The sequence below is a fragment of the Pantoea sp. X-Soil-ISGK-259 genome, assembly GCF_059730705.1.
Genome location: NZ_AP035986.1, coordinates 301,440 through 323,125 on the forward strand (window position 1 = coordinate 301,440; position 21,686 = coordinate 323,125).

General features: G+C 54.7%; 21 protein-coding genes. 14 read left to right on the plus strand and 7 right to left on the minus strand.

The features are described from left to right. Window positions 1–13 precede the first annotated feature (13 nt). The 3 genes from AC6I77_RS01345 (at window position 14) to AC6I77_RS01355 (ending at window position 2,071) form a co-directional block, all read left to right on the plus strand. Complete coding sequence (locus AC6I77_RS01345) at window positions 14–1,207, plus strand: amino acid aminotransferase (protein WP_110411787.1); 1,194 nt, start codon at window positions 14–16, stop codon at window positions 1,205–1,207. Between the two features lie 121 nt (window positions 1,208–1,328). Further along, window positions 1,329–1,748, plus strand: a complete 420-nt coding sequence (locus AC6I77_RS01350) for a secondary thiamine-phosphate synthase enzyme YjbQ (protein ID WP_003855749.1) — start codon at window positions 1,329–1,331, stop codon at window positions 1,746–1,748. Further along, the gene (locus AC6I77_RS01355) at window positions 1,748–2,071 is read left to right on the plus strand and encodes an MmcQ/YjbR family DNA-binding protein (protein ID WP_003855748.1); all 324 of its coding nucleotides are present in this window, start codon (window positions 1,748–1,750) and stop codon (window positions 2,069–2,071) included. The genes AC6I77_RS01350 and AC6I77_RS01355 overlap by 1 nt, the downstream gene beginning before the upstream one ends. A 53-nt stretch (window positions 2,072–2,124) precedes the next feature. On the opposite strand, the gene AC6I77_RS01360 is transcribed toward AC6I77_RS01355, so the two are convergent. Continuing rightward, complete coding sequence (locus AC6I77_RS01360) at window positions 2,125–3,189, minus strand: NAD(P)-dependent alcohol dehydrogenase (protein WP_003855747.1); 1,065 nt, start codon at window positions 3,187–3,189, stop codon at window positions 2,125–2,127. A 233-nt stretch (window positions 3,190–3,422) separates the two neighbouring features. Beyond that, complete coding sequence (uvrA, locus tag AC6I77_RS01365; RefSeq protein WP_003855745.1) at window positions 3,423–6,251, minus strand: excinuclease ABC subunit UvrA; 2,829 nt, start codon at window positions 6,249–6,251, stop codon at window positions 3,423–3,425. A gap of 224 nt (window positions 6,252–6,475) precedes the next feature. Between uvrA and ssb1 the strand changes: the two genes are divergently transcribed. After that, a complete protein-coding gene (gene ssb1 / locus AC6I77_RS01370) occupies window positions 6,476–7,027 on the plus strand; it encodes a single-stranded DNA-binding protein SSB1 (protein WP_003855743.1) in 552 nt (183 codons plus the stop codon). A gap of 83 nt (window positions 7,028–7,110) precedes the next feature. Here the strand turns inward: ssb1 and AC6I77_RS01375 are convergent, their stop codons facing one another. Continuing rightward, entirely contained in the window at window positions 7,111–7,632 is a 522-nt protein-coding gene (locus AC6I77_RS01375; RefSeq protein WP_140033703.1) for an isochorismatase family protein, read from the minus strand. A 119-nt stretch (window positions 7,633–7,751) separates the two neighbouring features. Here AC6I77_RS01375 and AC6I77_RS01380 point away from each other — a divergent pair, with 119 nt between their 5' ends. Further along, window positions 7,752–8,579, plus strand: coding sequence for an AraC family transcriptional regulator (locus AC6I77_RS01380; RefSeq protein WP_140033704.1), 828 nt, complete (start codon window positions 7,752–7,754; stop codon window positions 8,577–8,579). Window positions 8,580–8,656: 77 nt separating this feature from the next. Next, window positions 8,657–9,616, plus strand: a complete 960-nt coding sequence (locus AC6I77_RS01385) for a DMT family transporter (RefSeq protein ID WP_003855735.1) — start codon at window positions 8,657–8,659, stop codon at window positions 9,614–9,616. A 923-nt stretch (window positions 9,617–10,539) separates the two neighbouring features. Here the strand turns inward: AC6I77_RS01385 and AC6I77_RS01390 are convergent. Next, window positions 10,540–10,935 (minus strand): transposase, encoded by a 396-nt coding sequence (locus AC6I77_RS01390; RefSeq protein WP_003855733.1) that lies wholly within the window; start codon window positions 10,933–10,935, stop codon window positions 10,540–10,542. A 525-nt stretch (window positions 10,936–11,460) separates the two neighbouring features. Between AC6I77_RS01390 and AC6I77_RS01395 the strand changes: the two genes are divergently transcribed. Then, window positions 11,461–12,717, plus strand: a complete 1,257-nt coding sequence (locus tag AC6I77_RS01395) for an oligosaccharide flippase family protein (RefSeq protein WP_003855732.1) — start codon at window positions 11,461–11,463, stop codon at window positions 12,715–12,717. Between the two features lie 8 nt (window positions 12,718–12,725). Then, the gene (locus tag AC6I77_RS01400; protein WP_008926611.1) at window positions 12,726–13,676 is read left to right on the plus strand and encodes an ATP-grasp fold amidoligase family protein; all 951 of its coding nucleotides are present in this window, start codon (window positions 12,726–12,728) and stop codon (window positions 13,674–13,676) included. A gap of 66 nt (window positions 13,677–13,742) precedes the next feature. Here AC6I77_RS01400 and AC6I77_RS01405 read toward each other — a convergent pair whose 3' ends face one another. Beyond that, entirely contained in the window at window positions 13,743–14,024 is a 282-nt protein-coding gene (locus AC6I77_RS01405; protein WP_008926612.1) for a YjcB family protein, read from the minus strand. A gap of 253 nt (window positions 14,025–14,277) precedes the next feature. Next, window positions 14,278–14,703 carry a superoxide response transcriptional regulator SoxS gene (gene soxS / locus AC6I77_RS01410; RefSeq protein ID WP_003855727.1) on the minus strand — a complete coding sequence of 142 codons (426 nt, stop codon included), beginning with the start codon at window positions 14,701–14,703 and terminating at the stop codon, window positions 14,278–14,280. 100 nt (window positions 14,704–14,803) lie between these two features. Between soxS and soxR the strand changes: the two genes are divergently transcribed. The 4 genes from soxR to AC6I77_RS01430 all read left to right on the plus strand — a co-directional run bounded on the left by soxR (window position 14,804) and on the right by AC6I77_RS01430 (window position 19,497). Further along, window positions 14,804–15,289, plus strand: coding sequence for a redox-sensitive transcriptional activator SoxR (gene soxR, locus AC6I77_RS01415; RefSeq protein WP_003855725.1), 486 nt, complete (start codon window positions 14,804–14,806; stop codon window positions 15,287–15,289). 39 nt (window positions 15,290–15,328) lie between these two features. Then, the gene (locus tag AC6I77_RS01420; protein WP_003855723.1) at window positions 15,329–15,994 is read left to right on the plus strand and encodes a glutathione S-transferase family protein; all 666 of its coding nucleotides are present in this window, start codon (window positions 15,329–15,331) and stop codon (window positions 15,992–15,994) included. 358 nt (window positions 15,995–16,352) lie between these two features. After that, window positions 16,353–17,702 carry an NCS2 family permease gene (locus AC6I77_RS01425; protein WP_003855722.1) on the plus strand — a complete coding sequence of 450 codons (1,350 nt, stop codon included), beginning with the start codon at window positions 16,353–16,355 and terminating at the stop codon, window positions 17,700–17,702. Window positions 17,703–17,847: 145 nt separating this feature from the next. Next, window positions 17,848–19,497: a Na+/H+ antiporter gene (locus tag AC6I77_RS01430; protein ID WP_003855721.1), complete on the plus strand. Its 1,650-nt coding sequence runs from the start codon at window positions 17,848–17,850 to the stop codon at window positions 19,495–19,497. A 44-nt stretch (window positions 19,498–19,541) separates the two neighbouring features. On the opposite strand, the gene AC6I77_RS01435 is transcribed toward AC6I77_RS01430, so the two are convergent. After that, window positions 19,542–20,444 carry a LysR family transcriptional regulator gene (locus AC6I77_RS01435; protein ID WP_008926616.1) on the minus strand — a complete coding sequence of 301 codons (903 nt, stop codon included), beginning with the start codon at window positions 20,442–20,444 and terminating at the stop codon, window positions 19,542–19,544. Window positions 20,445–20,546: 102 nt separating this feature from the next. Here AC6I77_RS01435 and AC6I77_RS01440 point away from each other — a divergent pair, with 102 nt between their 5' ends. Next, complete coding sequence (locus AC6I77_RS01440; RefSeq protein WP_033763398.1) at window positions 20,547–20,972, plus strand: CidA/LrgA family protein; 426 nt, start codon at window positions 20,547–20,549, stop codon at window positions 20,970–20,972. Then, entirely contained in the window at window positions 20,965–21,660 is a 696-nt protein-coding gene (locus AC6I77_RS01445; RefSeq protein WP_039660666.1) for an LrgB family protein, read from the plus strand. The genes AC6I77_RS01440 and AC6I77_RS01445 overlap by 8 nt, the downstream gene beginning before the upstream one ends. The last annotated feature ends 26 nt before the right edge of the window (window positions 21,661–21,686 follow it).

Consider the following 21,686-nt stretch of genomic DNA (forward strand, 5'->3'; position numbering starts at 1 on the left):
GGAGACCTACACCGTGTTTCAAAACGTTGATGCCTATGCTGGCGATCCGATTCTGTCGTTGATGGAAGCGTTCAAACAAGATCCACGCGAACACAAAGTTAACCTGAGTATCGGGCTCTATTACGACGAACAGAATATCATCCCGCAGCTGAAGGCCGTCGCCGCTGCCGAAGAGCAGATCTATGCTGAGCCGCATCAGGCTTCCCTCTATCTGCCGATGGAAGGGCTGAACAGTTACCGCAGTGCGATTGCACCACTGCTGTTTGGTGCCGATCATCCGGTGTTAAACGCGGGCCGGATTGCATCGATTCAGACGCTGGGTGGTTCTGGCGCGCTGAAAGTGGGCGCGGATTTCCTGAGGCGCTACTTCCCGCAATCTGCAGTCTGGGTCAGCGATCCGACCTGGGAAAACCACATCGCGATCTTTAATGGCGCAGGTTTTGAGGTCAATACCTATCCCTGGTATGACGCAGAGACCCACGGTGTGCGATTTGATGCCTTCATCAGCACGCTGAAAACCTTGCCTGCGCAGAGCATCGTGCTGCTGCATCCCTGCTGCCATAACCCGACCGGCGCTGACCTGACTGATGCGCAGTGGGATCAGACCGTTGAGGTGCTGAAAGCACAGCAGCTGATTCCTTTCCTTGATATCGCCTATCAGGGCTTTGGTGCCGGTATGCAGCAGGACGCTTATGCACTGCGTGCGGTCGCGGCGGCGGGTCTGCCTGCGCTGGTCAGTAACTCCTTCTCCAAAATCTTTTCGCTCTATGGCGAGCGCGTAGGCGGTCTCTCCATCGTCTGTGACAGCGCCGAAGAGTCAGCGCGCGTACTGGGCCAGTTGAAAGCCACCGTTCGCCGCAACTACTCCAGCCCGCCTAACTTTGGTGCGCAGGTGGTTGCGCGCGTTCTCAATGATGAGGCACTGAAAGCCAGCTGGCTGGCTGAAGTGGAAGCGATGCGTCTGCGTATTCTCGCGATGCGTCAGTCGCTGGTGGATGTGCTGAGTACCGCGCTGCCAGGTAAAAACTTTGACTACCTGCTGAAACAGCGTGGCATGTTCAGCTATACCGGCCTGAGTGCGCAACAGGTCGATCGTCTGCGTAACGAGTTTGGCATCTATCTGGTGGGCAGCGGCCGCATGTGTGTGGCCGGTCTGAACAGCAAAAACGTGCATCAGGTCGCTGAAGCCTTTGCCGCCGTGATGTAATGGCTGTCAGGCTGTAAATTAAACCGTCAGGGTTCGCTCTGGCGGTTTTTTTATGGGTCAGGGTTTACCTTTCGGCGTCATGCTGCACACTTAAACGGGATAACCGTTTCAGGAATACGCTATGTGGCATCAACAAACTATTACGCTGAGCGCGAAGCCGCGTGGATTTCATCTGGTCACCGATGAGATCGTCAACTCGCTCTCCGGACTGCGTGATATCAAAACCGGTCTGCTGCATCTGCTGTTACAGCACACCTCGGCGTCGTTAACCTTAAATGAGAATTGTGACCCGACGGTGCGCAGCGACATGGAGCAGCATTTCATGCGGCATGTGCCGGAGAACGCACCATATCAGCATGACTACGAAGGGCGTGACGATATGCCGGCGCATATCAAATCATCGATTGTAGGCGTTTCGCTGTTATTGCCGGTTCAGCGGGGGCGTCTGGTGCTGGGCACCTGGCAGGGTATCTGGCTGGGCGAGCATCGCATTGAGGGCGGTGCCAGGCGGATTGTCGCTACGTTACAAGGGGAGTCGTAATGAATAACTCAGATTTATTGACCTACTGCATGAGCAAGCCGGGCGCGGAGCAGAGCGTCCACAGTGACTGGAAGGCAACGCAGATTAAAAGCAACGGTGTGCTGTTTGCAATGGTGCATGAGGCAAAAGGGCGGCCAGCCGTTTCGCTGAAATCGACGCCTGCGCTGGCCGAATTACTGCGCGAAGAGCATAGCGACATCATTCCCAGTGAGCATCTGAACAAGTCACACTGGAGCACGCTGTTTCTGGACGGCTCGCTGAAAGATTCGCAGATTTACTATCTGGTCGATGCTTCATTCCAGCAGGTTGCGGCTGCCCGATAAACGGCAATAAAAAAACCCTCTTACCCGAGCAAGAGGGTGTCAGATCTGACGGGTTACGCGGCAGGCTGCTCGCGCAGGGTATTGATGTCGATAACAAAGCGGTATTTCACATCGCTTTTCAGCATGCGCTCATAGGCTTCGTTAATCTGATCCATCGCGATCAGTTCAATGTCTGACGTAATGCCATGCTCACCACAGAAATCGAGCATCTCCTGGGTTTCTGCGATGCCGCCAATCAGTGAACCGGCGATGCTGCGACGCTTGAAGATCAGGTTAAACACCTGTGGTGCCGGGTGATCGTGCTCCGGTGCACCGACCAGCGTCATGTTGCCGTCCAGTTTCAGCAGGGTGATGAACGGGTTGAGATCGTGCTGAGCAGCCACGGTGTTCAGAATGAAGTCAAAGCTGTTCGCGTGCTGCGCCATCTGCTCTGGATCTTTAGAAATCACCACTTCATCGGCACCCAGACGTTTGCCATCTTCAATTTTGGACGGCGAGGTGGTGAACAGCACCACATGTGCGCCCATTGCATGGGCAATTTTCACGCCCATATGACCCAGGCCGCCTAAACCGACGATACCCACTTTCTTGCCAGGACCGACATTCCAGTGACGCAGCGGTGAGTAGGTGGTGATACCGGCACACAGCAGCGGTGCAACGCCCGCCAGCTCCAGGTTCTCCGGAATGCGCAGCACAAAGCTCTCATCAACCACCATCGACGTTGAGTAACCGCCGTAGGTAATGGCGCCGGTTTCACGATCTTCGCCGTTATAGGTGCCGACAAAGCCGTTTTCACAATACTGCTCCAGACCCTGCTGACAGCTCGGACAGCTGCGGCATGAATCGACCATACAGCCGACGCCGACCAGATCGCCGACTTTATATTTCTGCGTCTGCGGGCCAACAGCGGTCACGCGACCGACAATTTCATGACCCGGAACCACAGGGAAAATGGTGTTTTTCCACTCATTACGGGCCTGGTGCAGGTCTGAGTGGCAAACGCCACAGAACAGCACTTCAAGCTGAACGTCATGGGCGCGCAGCTCACGCGGCTTAAAATCGAACGGTGCCAGTTTGGATTTTGCATCCTGAGCAGCATACGCATGCGTAATATTCATGGTGTCTCCAGTTTCGATGTGTCGTGAGTGTTATTCGATGAAGTGCAGCAGCGTTAATGTGCTGCGAAAACAGGGCGACGCCAGGGACGTGCCAAAGAGGAACTGCTTAAGGATAGTCAGCCTGGGGAAAAGCGTATATGCCTATACATGTCTGAATCTTGCCTGATTCTGCATTTTTCTGGCTGAATCAGCAGATGACATGAAAAGGCCCGCACGCGGCGGGCCTGCAGGAATTACTTCTGTAACAGAGGCTTCAGGAAGCGTGCAGTATGGGATTTCTCACACTCCGCCACGGTTTCTGGCGTGCCGGCAACCAGGATTTCACCGCCGCCGCTGCCGCCTTCCGGACCGAGATCCACAATCCAGTCTGCGGTTTTGACCACGTCAAGATTGTGCTCAATGACCACGATGGTGTTGCCCTGATTGCGCAGCTGATGCAGCACTTCCAGCAGCTGCTGGATATCGGCAAAGTGCAGACCGGTGGTCGGCTCATCAAGAATATAGAGTGTCTGACCGGTGCCGCGCTTCGACAGTTCACGCGCCAGCTTCACACGCTGGGCTTCACCGCCGGACAGGGTCGTGGCGGACTGACCGAGGCGGATATAGGTAAGACCCACATCGATCAGCGTCTGCAACTTACGCGCCAGCGCCGGCACGGCATCGAAGAACTCACGTGCTTCTTCGATAGTCATCTCCAGCACTTCGTGAATGCTCTTGCCTTTGTACTTCACTTCCAGCGTTTCACGGTTATAGCGTTTGCCTTTGCACTGGTCGCACGGCACATAAATGTCCGGCAGGAAGTGCATTTCGACTTTCAGCACACCATCACCCTGACAGGCTTCACAACGTCCGCCTCGAACGTTAAAGCTGAAGCGACCCGGATTATAGCCACGCGAACGCGCTTCCGGCACGCCCGCAAACAGTTCACGCACCGGCGTGAAGATGCCGGTGTAGGTGGCTGGGTTAGAGCGCGGTGTACGACCAATCGGACTCTGATCGATGTCGATCACTTTGTCGAAGTGCTCCAGCCCCGCCACTTCGCGGTAAGGTGCCGGTTCGGCGATAGTCGCGCCATTCAGCGCTCGCTGGGCAATCGGGAACAGCGTATCGTTGATCAGGGTCGATTTACCCGAGCCGGACACACCGGTAATGCAGGTGAAAAGCCCGACCGGCAGCGTCAGCGTGACATCTTTGAGGTTGTTGCCGCGTGCGCCGGTAATCTTCAGCACTTTGGCCGGATCGCCTTTGACGCGTTCCTCTGGCACCGTAATACCCCGCTTGCCGCTCAGGAACTGGCCCGTCAGTGACGCGTCTTCCGCCATAATCTGATCGACGGTACCTTCAGCCACCACCTGTCCGCCATGGACGCCTGCACCCGGACCGATGTCGATGACATGATCAGCGGCACGAATCGCATCTTCATCATGCTCAACTACGATCACGGTGTTACCGAGGTCTCGCAGATGAATCAGGGTGCCAAGCAGACGTTCGTTGTCGCGCTGATGCAGGCCGATTGAAGGCTCATCCAGCACATACATGACACCGACCAGGCCGGCACCAATCTGGCTGGCCAGACGGATACGCTGCGCTTCTCCACCGGACAGGGTCTCGGCGGAACGGGACATCGAGAGATAGTTCAGGCCGACGTTGACCAGGAAGCTCAGGCGATCGCCAATCTCTTTCAGAATCTTCTCGGCGATCTGCGCGCGCTGGCCGCTGAGTTTCATGTTTTCAAAGAAGGACATCGCATGGCCGATGCTCATCTCAGAGATGGTCGGCAGCGTAGTGTTCTCGACGAAGACGTGGCGCGCTTCACGACGCAGACGGGTGCCTTCACAGCTGGCACAGGCGCGGTTGCTGATAAATTTCGCCAGCTCTTCGCGTACCGCTGAAGACTCGGTCTCTTTGTAGCGGCGCTCCATGTTATTGAGCACGCCTTCAAACGGATGACGGCGAACAGACGTATCGCCGCGATCGTTGATGTATTTAAATTCGATGCTCTCTTTGCCTGAACCGTAGAGAATCACTTTCTGCACGTTCTCGGGCAGGCTGCCGAACGACGCTTCGATATCAAAATCGAGGTGTTCCGCCAGCGAACGCAGCATCTGGAAGTAGTAGAAATTGCGGCGATCCCAGCCACGGATTGCGCCGCCTGCCAGAGAAAGTTCAGGATTCTGCACCACGCGGTCAGGATCGAAGTATTGCTGTACGCCCAGGCCGTCGCAGGTTGGACAGGCGCCTGCCGGGTTGTTAAACGAGAACAGGCGCGGCTCCAGCTCGCTCATGCTGTAACCACAGATGGGGCAGGCGAAGTTAGCCGAGAAGAGCAGCTCTTCTGCGGCGCTGTCATCCATGTCCGCCACGATAGCCGTGCCGCCGGAGAGCTCCAGCGTGGTTTCAAACGACTCCGCCAGACGGGTCGCCAGATCGTCACGCACTTTAAAGCGGTCAATCACCACTTCAATGGTGTGCTTCTTCTGCAGCTCAAGTTTCGGCGGATCGGAGAGGTCACACACTTCGCCATCGATACGTGCACGGATATAGCCCTGCGTCGCCAGATTTTCCAGCGTCTTGGTGTGCTCACCCTTGCGATCTTTCACCACCGGTGCCAGCAGCATCAGGCGACGGCCTTCGGGCTGGGAAAGCACCTGATCCACCATCTGGCTCACGGTCTGCGCCGCCAGCGGCACATCATGATCCGGGCAGCGCGGTTCGCCTACGCGGGCAAACAGCAGACGCAGATAATCGTGAATCTCAGTGATGGTTCCCACGGTTGAACGTGGGTTATGCGAGGTGGATTTCTGTTCGATGGAAATGGCGGGCGACAAACCTTCGATATGATCGACGTCCGGCTTCTCCATTAACGAAAGAAACTGGCGCGCATACGCAGAGAGCGACTCTACATAGCGGCGCTGACCTTCCGCATACAGCGTATCAAACGCCAGTGAGGATTTACCTGAACCTGACAGGCCGGTCACCACAATGAGTTTGTCGCGTGGGATGGTCAGGTTGATGTTTTTCAAATTATGGGTGCGGGCACCACGAACTTCGATCTTATCCATTCACCTTTCCCGGATTAGCAGCAGTCACCGCGCCTTGCCGACACGGCCAGAATAAACGTGTCATTATGGCACAAAAAATAGACTGAATAAATATCCAGTACTCTTGCGCGCCAGAACAGAGAGCGTTAAAACTGGAACCCCGCTCGAAAGTGGGAAACAGTCCGCAGGACGTGTTAGAATTGATAGATTAGACTGTATGCATTAACTCATCGGGAGACAGCAACATGGCCAGTCGTGGCGTTAACAAAGTGATTCTTGTCGGGAATCTGGGTCAGGATCCGGAAGTACGTTACATGCCAAATGGTGGCGCTGTTGCCAACATTACGCTGGCTACATCAGAGAGCTGGCGCGACAAGCAGACCGGTGAAAACAAAGAGATCACTGAGTGGCACCGTGTGGTGCTGTTTGGCAAACTGGCTGAAGTCGCAGGCGAATACCTGAAAAAAGGTTCGCAGGTTTACATCGAAGGCCAGCTGCGTACCCGCAAATGGCAGGATCAGGGCGGCCAGGAACGTTACACCACCGAAGTCGTGGTTAACGTTGGCGGCACCATGCAGATGCTGGGCGGCCGTCAGCAGGGTGGAAACGCGGGTGCGCCAGCAGGTGGCGGCGCGCAGGGTGGCAACAACAATGGCTGGGGTCAGCCGCAGCAGCCGCAGGGCAATAACAACCAGTTCAGTGGCGGCGCGCAGTCTCGTCCGCAGCAGCCACAGAGCGCGCCGGCCAGCAACAACAACGAACCCCCAATGGATTTCGACGACGATATTCCATTCTGATTTCGCTGGCTGGAATTCTTCTGGCAAAGAGTGCAAAAAGCCCGCTTATGCGGGCTTTTTTTATGCGCGGCTTTTGCGGCCTGTTACGACCATTCTGCCAGAATGGCCTCCGTGCTCAGCACACGCGGCACGTTGCCGGGGATCAGCAGTGAAGCCCACACCTCATTGTGCTGGTTAATCAGCGCATCGGCGCTGACCCAGCGGCGATCTGCCGTGGTGTGTGCATCCGCAGCGACGGTGATGGCATAGCCCGCACTGGCTCCGACTTTTATTGTGGTATCCAGGCAGTAGTCTGTGGCACAGCCGCACACCACAAATTCCTTAATCGCCAGCCTTTCTAACAGCGCGCCCAGCTCGGTTTGCCAGAAGCTGTCGCAGGCGGTTTTCGTGATGTAGTGCGCGCCAGCAGGCTGAGCGATTTCCGGCAGCAGCTCAAACGCTTCATTCCCCTCACACATCGTGCCTTCACGATGTTGTATAAAGAGGGTGATGTCGGCGCGTGCGGTCAGCCGGTTAATCTGCGCCACTCGTCCCGCTTTATCGAAGCGTGGCGTGCTGAATACGCCATTCTGCATATCGACAACCAATACCACCCGCTGTGCCATGCTTAACTCCATCTGGTTTAAAAAAACAGTGTTACCTGCGGCGTGATGGATAGCAATCTTTTGCATTTCCACTCTGGTCACAGGCATGCTTAACCCACTGGTTAAATAAGGAGAGAGAAGTGGACAGTGTTCCGGCGAGTTTCCCCTATGAAAAAGATCGCGCCCGCTTTCAGCAACTCGCAGAGCTGCCTGGTGTGGAGCTTTATCAGGCTCACATCTCCCGCTACGCCTTTGAACCGCATACCCATGAAGCTTTCGGAATTGGCACTATCGAAGCGGGTGCACAGCGCTTTCGCTATCGTGGCACTGAATATACGGCGCCGGAGAACTCGCTGGTCATGATGAATCCGGATGAGCTGCACACCGGTGAGTCCGCTTGCGAAGAGGGCTGGCGCTATCAGATGATCTACATTCAGCCGCAGCTGATGGACGAACTGACCGGCGATCGCGGCTGGTGGTTTAATGAGGCGCTGCTGACCGATTCACGTGTGGCGCAACCGCTCTCCCGAACACTTGCCGCACTCTGGCAGGCGGAGTCTGAACTGGCACGTCAGAGCCTGATCGCGGAACTGCTGCTGCAGATCCGTCCGCTGGCATGCATGTCTTCACAGGGCAGACCCGACACCCGGCATCGTTTTGATCAGGTAAAAGATTTCCTGCGCGACAACCTTGCTGAACCCGTGCGGCTGGATGAGCTGGCAGCGCTGGCATCGTTATCGCCATGGCACTTTTTACGCGCTTTTCGCCAGCACTATCACGTGACGCCCCATCAGATGCTGATGGCTTTCCGGCTCTATGACGCCAAGCAAAGGCTGGCTCAGGGAGAAGCGGCCGCCAGCGTCGCGGCGGCGGTGGGATTAACCGATCAGGCTCATCTCACCCGCGCTTTTGCCAATCGGTACGGCATCACGCCGGGCCGCTATCAGAAGCAGGTGCGCCAATCCTGATATCACCGCAATCTGCTACAAGCATTCCCCGCCCGAACCCGCCACACTCTGTCAAAAAGCTATATAAGGAAGGAATCATGTTTGCTGGTGTCATGTTTGCCGTCACCGCCGGGCTGATGTGGGGGCTGATCTTTGTCGGGCCACTGCTGGTGCCTGACTACCCCGGCGCGCTGCAGTCGGCGGGACGCTATGTGGCGTTTGGATTGATTGCGCTGCCGCTGGCCTGGCATGGTCGTCATCGCCTGCGTCAGCTGGCTCGCGCCGACTGGCTTGAGGCCGTAAAACTCTCGCTGGTGGGAAACCTCTTCTACTATGCGTTTCTGGCGAACGCCATTCAGCGCACTGGCGGCCCGGTCTCGACCATGATTATTGGCACACTGCCGGTGGTGATAGCCGTGACGGCCAATCTCTGTTACGGCCATCTTGAAGGAAGATTGCCGTGGCGGCGGCTGTTTCCGGCGCTTGTCATGATGGCGGCCGGCTTACTCTGCGTAAACGCGGCGGAGCTAAAAAGTCAGGGCCAGTTGCTTGATCTGAGCCGTTATCTCACTGGTATCGTGCTGGCGCTACTGGCCGTAGTCTGCTGGACCTGGTATCCGCTGCGTAATGCCCGCTGGCTGCGCACACATCCCGAGCTGCGGCCGTCGACCTGGGCCACCGCGCAGGGTCTGGTCACATTGCCCATGGCGTTGATCATGTATGCGCTGGTCAGTGTGCAGCTCACCTGGCTACAGCCCGACTTTTCGTTGCCATTTGGGCCGCGTCCCGGCGTGTTTATCTCTCTGATGCTGACCATTGGCCTGCTCTGCTCCTGGCTCGGCACCTTATGCTGGAACGCTGCCAGCCAGCGTCTGCCGACCGTATTGATGGGGCCACTGATCGTTTTCGAGATTCTTTTTGGCCTGTTGTGGACTTTTCTCTGGTATCAAAGCTGGCCACCGCAGCTCACTGTGACCGGCATTGTTTGTCTGCTGGCTGGGGTGCTGTGGGCAATGCGTATTAAACCTCAACCTCTTGTGGTCTCATTGAACGAGTAAACCGCAACGTCCATCCAAATCGCTCTGCCGCGCGAACAGCATGTCGCGCGGCTTTTTAAGATTAAACCCTATGCCGATTTGCACGCTCTCCGACAGATTTATGCCGCGAAATCGATTTCATTCCACCAGGTGATAGTACCGTCTCCCGCAATTGTCTCTCTCATCCCCCATTTTTAAGTGAAAAAACGGTACTTACGGTCTGCGGAGAACACGCCTTTTCGGGTCTGACCGTGTTTTATTGCTCAGATATCGGTCATTAATCAGGAAAAATAGCGCAGCATTATGGACGTTATGCTTTCTCTCACGGCTTTTTATTGCATGGTGGCACTGAGAACGAGAGGCGAAAAACCACCATTAACTTCACTCAGTGATAAATGAGTAAGAGAATTCCGCCGTTGCGTTATTAATTAAAGATTAATCTCTGGCATCAATGATGCGCAATGATGAGAGTGAAAAGAGAAGCGCGTAACGTTAGTGATAAGGAGCAATAAACTATTTATCCCGGATTAATCCTGGAGAAAGTTTATGCAATAAACCCATCATCGGAAATTAAAGCGCAGCCGCAGAATTTGAGTCAGGGCCACCGTTAACTTAAAACGGCGACGGCTGTTTTTCGCACGATGTTTAAAGCAGCTTAATAGTATTAAGCAGAATTAGTTCCGACGATTAGCTGGGCTTACGTAAGAAATAGAGGGCCCAATCCCGTGTCAACGAGATTGGGAAGGGAAGAATAGGCGTAGAATGCGAGACTTTTGCTGTTGTGAATCAATTTTACCGCAAAAAAAGAAGCTTAGCCGTGAAGCCATTCATTAGTTATAAATGGAGCGGAAAAGGGTGCCGCAATTGTCCTGTTAAATGATCTTCATCTCTTCTGGTAAGAACAAATCTCAGCGTTAAGTCTAAAAAGCGCGGTAGCATTGGGTTTAGCGGTTCTCCGTGCCTGACGGATAATGGTACACACTGCGACTGATATCTAATAGTCTGCAGCTACGGCGTGTACCGATGTCGAAGGTGGCCTGCAGGAAATCCACAGCCTGACGTTTTTCATTTGTCGTAAAGAAGTGCTTCAGAACGCTCTGCAGCATCTCTTTATCGGAGTTGAGCGTCTGCAACTCACGCGTGATGTTTTGCAGTTTTTCTTCCAGCTCCTTGATTTTTCTGCCTTCTTCCGAAGACAACCCAGAAAACTTCTTTTTCCAGCTATAGAACGTGGCTTCAGAGATACCTAACTCTTCACAGATCTCTCTGACTTTCACGCCCGATTCAGAAGCTTTAATGGCATTTGTGATTTGATCTTCGCTGTATCGTGACTTTCTCATAAATGCTCTTACCTTTCTTATCGATTAATGGATGAGAATGACTTTAATAATTTCTGGCACTGTAAGGTTTTATTAAGGCAGTATTAAAGTGCGCGAATTGAATTGCGAAGCCTAAATTAAGATATTTAGAAGAAATATCATCATGGGATAAATCTTATTTTATTCTTATCGGGGGGGCGTACCTTCCTGGAGGGGCATTTTTGTTATAAATTCATCGCATCCAAAATACGAAATAAATACAACGTATGCGGGATATTTAGCCTGAGCGATGTGATTAATATGGCGGTCAGGCGCTTTAGGGTTGTTTTATTTTCAGCCTGAAATCGTTTCCATTTGAAGTGATTCGCACCATTTATAATAAGAATTATCCTGAATTCACTCTCCGGATTATGACTTGCATCTCAATTTTCGGACCAGTTTGGTCTGAAGTCTTACATTTTCGCCAGGCCCACTGAGCGCTTATTAATTCGTTACAGGGATGTTGTACCGAAGCGGTTGTAGTTGAGTAATACTAAGGAAGAGTCGATGAAATTGAGCGTAATGTCTAATGCCGCCTGGATGATGTCTGAGAAGATCATCTCCGTTTTTGGCGTCATTTTTGTGACGTCTTACGTGGCGAAGTCTTTTGGCCCAACGGTGTTTGGTCAGATGGCGTTTTCAACCTCACTATTTGCGATGGTGCAAACCGTTGCGATTTTTGGCACCGAAACCATTCTGTTTAAGCGCGTCAGCAAAAATGCGTCAAAAGGCCTGCGCCTGATGACCATTGCCCGTACGCTGCGAATGGTGTTATTGCTGGTCACTTCGGTGCCAGTCTTAATCTGGGTCTGGTACAACATGCAGGAAAATTTCCTGGCGTTTGCACTGGCCTCATTTGTTGCCTCCGTTTTTGTCACCCAGGACACCTTCAGCGTTTATAACAACGCGCGTCTTGCTTCGCGTCTTAACACCATTGCTAACGCCGTGGGCATGCTGCTGAGTTTCAGCATCAGCTTTATCGTCGCCTGGCTGCGTCTCAATCCACTCTGGCTGACGCTGTCGATTGTCGCCGTCACGCTGGTGCCTTACCTGATCAAGCGTCGCAACTTTTATCAGGACCATCAGGATCAGATGCCGCCCCGCGAGAAGCGTACCGCTTATCTGCGCTATCTGATGTATGCCGGACTGCCGCTGGCCATCTCCAGCATCTTTATTTCGGTGCAGGTCAAAGCCGCACAGATGTTTCTGGCAGGCACGGCTCCCGCCCGCGATCTGGGTCTGTTTGCGGCGGCGAATACCATTTCCGCTTCCTGGATTTTTATCCCGGTAGCGCTCATCACCTCCTGCTTCACTGAGATCTTCAGGGAGCGCGGTGAGGTCGCCATTAAGCTGGCTGCGCGGCTCAATGGTTACGTTATGGGTGTTTCATTGTTGATGCTGCTTGTTATTTCGCTGTACGGCGAGCGGATCATCATTGCGTTGTACGGACCGGCATACACACAGTCAGGAAGTCTCATTACGTTGCTGTCGATAGCGACCAGCTTTTCGGCAATGGGGACCGTAGCGTATCGCTACATGGTCAAAGAGGGAGGATTTAACTACTTACTGAGGAAAATCATCTGCCTGATGGTCATCAGTCTGCCGCTCTCCTGGTGGTTGATCCAGGGTCACGGCATCATGGGGGCCGCGTGGAGCGTTTTCCTTTCAGAACTTTTGTCCCTGACCGTAATGAATTACTTCTTTAAAAACGGCGTCATTCAAAAGATTCAGGTTTCCTCACTCAACTACAAAACATACAAATGAGGTCAGATATGCTCAAGTTGAAAGAAGAACTCAGAAGAAGTGTGCAGTACTTTATTAAGAAGATGCCCTGGGCTTATCAGGACCGCATTTACTACTTCCACAAGTTCAGAAAGCTGCCCAATCTGCGTCAGCCAAAAGTGTTCAATGAGAAGGTGCTGTACCGTAAGTTTATCTTCGGCGATTACCAGAATTACGGTCGTCTGTCAGATAAGTACTCGGTGCGCGAATTCATTGCTGAAAAAATCGGTAATGAATACCTGATTCCGTTGGTACACGAAACCACTGACCCGACAACGCTGAACAGCTTACCCTGCTGGAAGGGGACGGTGATCAAGCCGAACCACGCCTCCAACATGGTTGAGATTTTGCTGGAAGAGCCGGATGCCCTGCGCAAGCAGCAGATCATTCATGACTGCTATCGCTGGCTGAAGACTGACTTTGCCAACGAAGCGCGTGAGATTCACTATCGCTACATCAAGCCACGTATCCTGGTTGAGAAGTACATTGGTGATGGCAAGAGCGCGCCGATTGATTACAAGTTCCATATGTTCAACAAGCGGGATGGCAAGTTCGAATATGTGCTGCAGGTGATCTACAACCGCTGTCAGCCGCTGCTGTCGATGAATTTCTACGTGAACAACCTCAACGAGGCCTATCACAAAATTCGCGATACCGGTCTGGATGTGTCACCGATTATGCCGTCACTGGAACATGCGCTCGAACTGAGTAAAAAACTGGCCAGTGATTTCGACTACGTACGTGTGGACTGGTATATCCATGACGAACGGATCTACTTTGGCGAACTGACCTTCACCCCAGGTGCAGGACTGGTCACCGGCTTAGATCGTGGTTTAAATCAGATGATGGGAGATATGTGGATTCAGGACCGCCGCGGAACGCAGAGCCCGGGCGCTACCGTGCAGGATGTTAATATTCCTGCCATGTTGAAGAAAATTTAAGCACACACAGCAATATAAAAAACCCCGCTTAGCGGGGTTTTTTATGCGCAAAATTCAGGCAATCAATCAGGGCATCGGCCAGTCAGCAGGCGCCTGGCTCATTGCTTCAATAAAGGCATGCTTTGAGATTTCCACGAAGTTATGCACGTTATCCATACTCAGGGTAATGCCCATCAGACCGGTGACAAACCAGCAGGTCATGCCTAAACCAATCCCGCCACACATAAATGCCATCACGTGACGGCTATCCTGACGAAGTTTAGTTTTCAGGGTGCTGGCAAAAAACATCATGACTGCGCTCAGCAATTCCCAACGCATAACAAGAAAACTGGTGGTTAACGTAGCCATTGGCCGGACCTCAATATCAACAGGTAATCCTGACAATCTGCAGACATCACCGGCGGCGAAAAAGTGTGTCAGGGGAGACTTATACGCCGTCAAACCAGGTTCAAAGTGTGACTTGGGTCACATTATATCACCCGATTTTAAATTTTGAACAAAATTTACACGGGTGTGGCAGTGACACGAAGGAAGGGTCGGCAGCAGAAGAAGAACGGCGGGGAAATCAGTCAGATGCGCCCGGAGCGGGCGCAACGGAAAATCAGCGAACCGGGCAACACTCGCCGGTGGTGCGCTGGGTAAAGCTATTGATTGGATCGTTATAGCCAAAACCTGGCAGGCGAGGGCGCTGAATCGCCTGACGACGCATGGTGTGCCGATAAGCGGTTGGCGTCTGTGCAAACTGACGACGAAACACGCGGGAAAAGGTCTGCTGCGAGTCATAGCCATACTGCATCGCAATATCAAACACCGGTCGCTGTGTCTGTGACAAAGCTTCAGCTGCCAGCGTCAGGCGGCGCTCACGAATATAGCCACCCAGCGTTTGTTTCGTTACGGAACGGAACATACGCTGCAGATGCCATTTCGAATAGCCCGATTTGGCCGCAACTTCATCAATCGACAAGCTCTTATCCAGGTTCTGGTCAATCCAGTGCGTCAGGGAATGAATGATCTCTTCTTGCATCATGGCCTCATCCTTCTGGTGTTTAATAAACGCTAATGGGAGTTTAGGGGTTTCGATGGAGAGCAAGTATAATTCCTCAAGTTAACTTGAGGTAAAGAGCCTGATGAAAAAAGAACGCAACTATCCAAAACCGGTTTTAACACCGGGTGAAGTGGCGCGCCGTAGCGGTGTGGCGGTCTCGGCGCTGCACTTCTATGAGACAAAAGGATTGATCTCCAGCACGCGAAATAGCGGCAATCAGCGGCGATACAGCCGTGACGTGCTGCGACGTGTCGCGATTATCAAGATTGCGCAGCGCATCGGTATTCCGCTGGCGACCGTGAGTGACAGTCTGGACCATATTCCCGCAAACAAGCGTATGTCCACACCAGAGTGGGATGCCCTGACGCAGCACTGGCGCGAAGAGCTGGATAAGCGTATTGAAACCCTGACCCGCCTGCGCAATGACCTCGATGGCTGTATCGGCTGCGGCTGCCTGTCGATGCGCGACTGCCCGCTGCGCAACCCCGGCGATCGGCTGGGTCAGCAGGGCTCAGGTGCCGTGCTACTCGACCCGGAACAGGATGATAAACATACCGATACAGAGTGACGTCTATACTTGGTGAAGGTCAAAACACAGGGAATCATGATGATCACCGTTCACCATCTCGAGAAATCGCGCTCACATCGGGTGCTGTGGCTGCTGGAAGAGCTTGAAGTGCCGTACCAGATTAAACGCTATCAACGCGAACCGACCATGCTGGCTCCGGAGGCGTTAAGAAAAGTGCATCCGCTGGGGAAATCGCCCGTCATTACCGATGGCAATCGGGTGGTGGCAGAATCCGGTGCCATTCTCGAATATCTTGAAGAGAAACATGACCACGCATTCCGGCTGAAAGTCAGTGATGAGGAATCACGGCTACAGTGCCGCTACTGGCTGCATTATGCCGAAGGCTCGCTGATGCCACTGCTGGTCATGAAGCTAATCTTTGGTCAGATGGGCAAAGCACCGGTGCCCTGGCTGCTGCGTCCGGTTGGGGCAGCATTCGGCAAAGGCGTGCAGAAAGCTTTCCTGGATAAACAGCTGAAGCCGCACATGCAGATGATCGAACAGCATCTGGCTACTCACCCCTGGTTTGCCGGCCAGCGTTTCTCGATTGCGGATATCCAGATGAGCTTTCCGCTGCTGGCGCTGGCGCAACGTGCCGGACTCGATCAGATGCCTGCCACGCAGAAATGGCTTCAGGTCGTGCAGCAGCGTGCTGCCTGGCAACGTGCGATTGATCAGGGCGGCGAGCTTTCACTGCCAGGTTAGTCCTCTTTTCCACCGGCGCGTTGGGTCTCCTCATGCCTGCGCCGGTGCGCTTTTTCTTCGGAAAATCGCTTTAACTTCAGGATGTCAGCAAGTGATCACGGCTTGTACCGGACGCCTCTCCCCTCTTTACCTCTGATTTTTATGCTGATGAATCTCCCTGTTGCTGTTGAAAATGTGCCGCTAAACGCCCGATAATCCTCTGCCTTTTTATCTGGCCGATTTTAGCGGCTAACTATCTGCGGCAAGGTAAACGTTTGCCTGCCAGGTTAAACCGGGCAGTGACGCCGTCTACCCGCTTATTCCAGGGACAGCGATGGTCGCAGAGCGATCCACACAACAAGAAATTTGAGGCTCAACTATGTCAACTGAATCACGCCCGGCCAGTGGAAAACTGGACGCCTGGTTCTCGATCTCGGCGCGCGGCAGCAGCGTGCGGCAGGAAATTCTGGCCGGACTCACCACCTTCCTGGCGATGGTCTACTCCGTCATCGTGGTGCCGGGAATGCTGGGCAAAGCCGGTTTCTCCCCCTCCGCCGTGTTTGTCGCCACCTGCCTGGTCGCCAGCTTTGGCTCCCTCCTTATGGGGCTATGGGCCAATCTGCCGATGGCGATTGGCTGTGCGATCTCTTTAACCGCCTTTACCGCTTTCAGCCTGGTGCTGGGTCAGCACATCAGCGTGCCGGTGGCGCTGGGTGCAGTGTTTCTGATGGGCCTGCTGTTTACCCTGATCTCGGTGACCGGCATCCGCGCCTGGATCCTGCGTAATCTGCCAATGGGTGTAGCGCACGGAACCGGCGTCGGGATTGGCCTTTTTCTGCTGCTGATTGCGGCTGACGGCGTCGGGCTGGTCGTAAAAAATCCGGCACCGGGCCTGCCGGTGGCACTGGGCCACTTCACCAGTTTCCCGGTGATGATGACGCTGCTGGGACTGGCCGCGATCATTGGACTGGAGAAGCGGCGGGTGCCCGGCGGCATTCTGCTGACGATTATCGCTATTTCACTGCTGGGCCTGATCTTTGACCCAGCGGTGAAGTGGCAGGGACTGTTTGCACTGCCAAGCCTGCGTGATGCCAGCGGGCAGTCGCTGCTGTTTAGCCTGGACATTATGGGCGCGTTGCAGCCGGTGGTGTTGCCCAGCGTGCTGGCACTCGTGATGACCGCGGTCTTTGACGCTACCGGCACGATTCGCGCGGTCGCGGGTCAGGCCAATCTGCTGGATAAACAGGGCCAGATTATTAATGGCGGCCGTGCGCTGACCAGTGATTCTGTCAGCAGCCTGTTCGCGGGACTGGTGGGCGCATCACCGGCTGCGGTCTATATCGAATCGGCGGCAGGCACCGCAGCAGGCGGCAAAACGGGTCTCACTGCGATTGTGGTTGGCCTGCTGTTTCTCGCTATTCTGTTTATGTCACCGCTGGCTTATCTGGTGCCGGCTTACGCGACCGCACCCGCCTTAATGTATGTAGGGCTGCTGATGCTCAGCAACGTGGCAAAAGTCGACTTCAATGATTTTGTCGATGCGATGTCGGGCCTGCTAACGGCCGTGATCATTGTGCTCACCTGCAACATCGTAACCGGCATCATGATCGGTTTTGCCAGCCTGGTGGTGGGCCGCCTCTTTGCCGGTGAATGGCGTAAGCTCAACGTCGGTACGGTCATTATTGCTGTCGCGCTGGTGGCATTTTACGCCGGTGGCTGGGCTATCTGACGGCACAACCGGGCGTGCGCTTGTGCGCCCGGTATTTGTCACTTTTTTCCCGCCCGGCGCACGCGTAGCTGACACCCTTCACCGCAGTTTGTTTTACACTTTAATGCTTAACCAATGATTGAAAGAAACGACGCCTAAGGAAAGCATGGAAATCTTTTTTACAATTCTCATCATGACGCTGGTCGTGTCGCTCTCTGGCGTCGCGGCTCGTATTCTCCCTTTTCAGATCCCCTTGCCACTCGTTCAGATCGCCGTGGGTGCGATGCTGGCCTGGCCAACGTTTGGTCTGCATGTCGACTTTGATCCAGAGCTGTTTCTGGTGCTGTTCATTCCGCCGTTGCTGTTTGCGGATGGCTGGAAGACGCCCATCAGTGAGTTCCTGCATCATGGCCGCGAGATAATTGGCTTAGCGCTGGCGCTGGTGCTGATTACGGTGTTCGGCATTGGCTATCTGATCTACTGGCTGGTGCCGGGTATCCCGTTGATTCCGGCGCTGGCGCTGGCGGCCGTGTTGTCGCCTACCGATGCCGTGGCGCTTTCCGGCATTGTGGGTGAAGGCCGCATTCCCAAAAAGATTATGTCGATTGTGCAGGGTGAAGCCCTGATGAATGATGCATCGGGTCTGGTTTCACTGAAATTTGCCGTGGCCGTTGCCATGGGCACGATGGTGTTTACCTGGGGCGGTGCCAGCATTGAGTTTCTGAAGGTCGCCGTGGGTGGCCTGGTCGCGGGTGTGGCAATCTGCTGGCTCTACGGTAAGTCGTTGCGCCTGCTCAGCCGCTGGAGCGGTGACGATCCGGCCACTCAGACCGTACTGCTGCTGCTATTGCCTTTCGCCTCTTATCTGATTGCTGAACATCTGGGTGTTTCAGGCATCCTGGCGGCGGTGGCGGCCGGTATGACCATCACCCGTTCCGGTATTATTCGTCAGGCCCCGCTGGCGATGCGTCTTCGTGCAAACAGCGTCTGGCAGATGCTGGAGTTCGTGTTCAACGGCATGGTCTTCCTGATGCTGGGCCTGCAGCTGCCGGATATTCTGCAGACCTCAATCGACCAGGCACAGGCCGATCCGAACGTCGAACTCTGGATGCTGTTTGCCGATATCGGGCTGGTCTACGCCGCGCTGATGATCGTGCGTTTTGGCTGGCTGTGGATTATGCAGCGTTTCAGCAAACGGCTGCTGAAGAAGAAGCCGATGGAGTTCTCTAACTACTCGCTACGTGAGCTGTTGATCGCCTCTTTTGCTGGAGTGCGCGGTGCCATTACGCTGGCCGGTGTGCTGTCGATTCCGCTGTTCCTGACCAATGGCGAGCCTTTCCCGGCGCGTTATGAGCTGGTGTTTATCGCCACCGGTGTGATTCTGTTCTCATTGCTGGTGGGCGTAGTGCTGCTGCCGATTCTCCTGCGTGGCGTGGATACCATTGATAAAGGTGCGCACCGCCGTGAGCTGCAGAATGCCCGTGCGGTAATGGCAGGCGCCGCGATTGAAAGCCTTCACAAGATGGAAGAGCGACTGGATAACGGATCGGAAGAGAACATCGATCCGGAACTGCTCAAAGAGGTGAGTCTGCGAGTGATTGGCAACCTGCGTCGTCGTGCCGAAGGAAAGAATGACCTCGAACACGCGCTGTATGCTGAGAACCTTGAGCGTCGCTTCCGTCTGACCGGATTGCGTGCCGAGCGCGCGGAGCTCTATCATCTGCGCGCGACCCAGCAAATTTCCAATGAGACGATGCAGACGTTACTGCACGATTTGGACCTACTGGAAGCGTTGCTGATCGAAAAAGAAGAGTAAGTCTGACCGGCACGCCTGCGCATTCATGCGGGCGTGCCAGCCTTTCACACCGACAGGCGCGGCGGCTCATCCGGCCAGTGCTCCCGGCAACAGTTGATCCACGCCTGCGCACTGCGCGACAGATAACTCCCTTCCCGCCAGATTAAACCCAGACTCCACTTCAGTTCCGATTCCAGCGGCAGCCACAAGAGCGACTGCTTATCCAGCCGCTGACAGATAGGCTCTGGCAGAATCGCCAGCCCCATTTCCGCCTGCACCATCGCCGCCAGAAAATCCCACTGACCGCTCCGCACTGCCACCGTGGGCGTCAGGTTAAGCCGCTGAAACGCCTGCATTAGCTGACGATTCAGCGAAAACTCCTCATTGAAAATCAGCAGCGGATGCGCGGCCAGTTCTGCCAGTCCAATCTGCTGGCGGCTGAGCCACTCCGGGCGACGCGGCAGCAGCACGCAAAGCGGATGATGCATCAGGGGCAGGGTGTTCAGCGGCAGCTCAGCGTCGACCGGCAGTGCGGTCAGGGCGATATCCAGACTGCCCGCCAGCACCGCCTGCTGAACGGTCAGACCGCCGAACTCAGAGATTTTCAGCTGAACGCCGGGATAGCGGCGGCGAAAGGCGGAAATCGATCCGGCTATCTGCATACCGACCATCGGCGGAATGCCGAGTCGCAGCTCGCCGGTTTTAAGCTGGTTGATGTCACCAATCTCCGCTTCCAGCTGATGAAACTCCTGCAGGATCGCCAGGCCACGCTGATAGACCGCCTGACCGCTGTCGGTAAGATGAAGACGACGGCCATCGCGCAGGATCAGCGTACAGCCCAGCTCCTCCTCCAGCTGGCGCAGCATTTTGCTGATGGTTGGCTGCGTCACAAACAGCTTTTGTGCCGCGCGGGTAAAACTCTGCTGGCGAACCACTTCAGTAAAGTAACGCAGGGCGCGCACGTCCATAACTATTCCTTTCAGGCATGATTACGATAATTTTAATTCATTTTTTTCACACTCTGTTGGCGTTTTATACTGGCGACATCAATTTAATCGGGGAGACAGGCGATGGCGTTAGCACTCACTCCACTCAGCAACCGCGCAGTGCAATGGCTTAGCCTGCCACTGCAGGTAGGGTTATATATTGGCCTGTTTGTCGCCAGTCAACAGCTGGTGAGCTGGCTGCACCTGCCACTGCCTGCCAATATCGTCGGGATGCTGGTGCTGCTGGCGTTGATCGTAACGCGGATTGTGCCGCTGAACTGGGTAAAAGCCGGGTCACGCTGGCTGCTGGCCGAAATGTTGCTGTTTTTTATTCCGGCGGTAGTGGCGGTCGTGAACTATGGCGCGCTGCTGCGTGTGGATGGCTGGCGCATCTGTGTGGTGATTGGTGTCAGTACGACGCTGGTGCTGGCGTCGACCGCCTGGGTCGTGGACCGGCTTTATCAGTATGAAGTCGCGCGCGCCGCGCGTAAGCAGAATCCAGATGCGTGATTTTATCATCAGTCTCTTGTGTGTCGCGGTTACGCTGCTGGTGTATGCGCTGAATAAACGGCTTTATAGCCGCTGGCGGACACTGCTGTTAATGCCACTGGTCATGACGCCGCTGGTGCTGGTCGGACTGCTGCTGCTGACGCACATCAGCTGGCAGGATTACATTGCTGAAAACCACTGGCTGCTCTGGTTGCTGGGACCCGCTACGCTGGCGTTTGCAGTGCCAGTCTATGAGAACGTGGAGATTATTAAGCGGCACTGGCTATCCCTGAGCGCGGGCGTATTGACCGCCACGGTAGTCGCTGTCTGCAGCTCGGTCTGGCTGGCGCGGCTGTTGACGCTGCCAGAGTCAATCCAGCGCAGTCTGGCGGTGCGCTCCATTACTACCCCGTTTGCGCTGGCCGCAGCCGGACCAATTGGCGGTCAGCCCGATCTGGTTGCGCTGTTTGTGGTCATCACTGGCGTGTTTGGCATGGCGGTAGGTGACGTGCTGTTTCTGCGCCTCGCAATCAAGCAGGGTGTGGCGAAAGGGGCCGGGTTTGGGGCTGCGTCGCACGGTGCCGGAACGGCGCGTGCTTATCAGCTTGGGCAGCAGGAGGGCGTGGTCGCCAGCCTGGTTATGATGCTCTCGGGCGTAGTGACCGTGGTGCTGGCTCCGCTGATTGGACACCTGATGTGGACAATATAGTCTACACTGCGTAGCGCAGAGGCAGC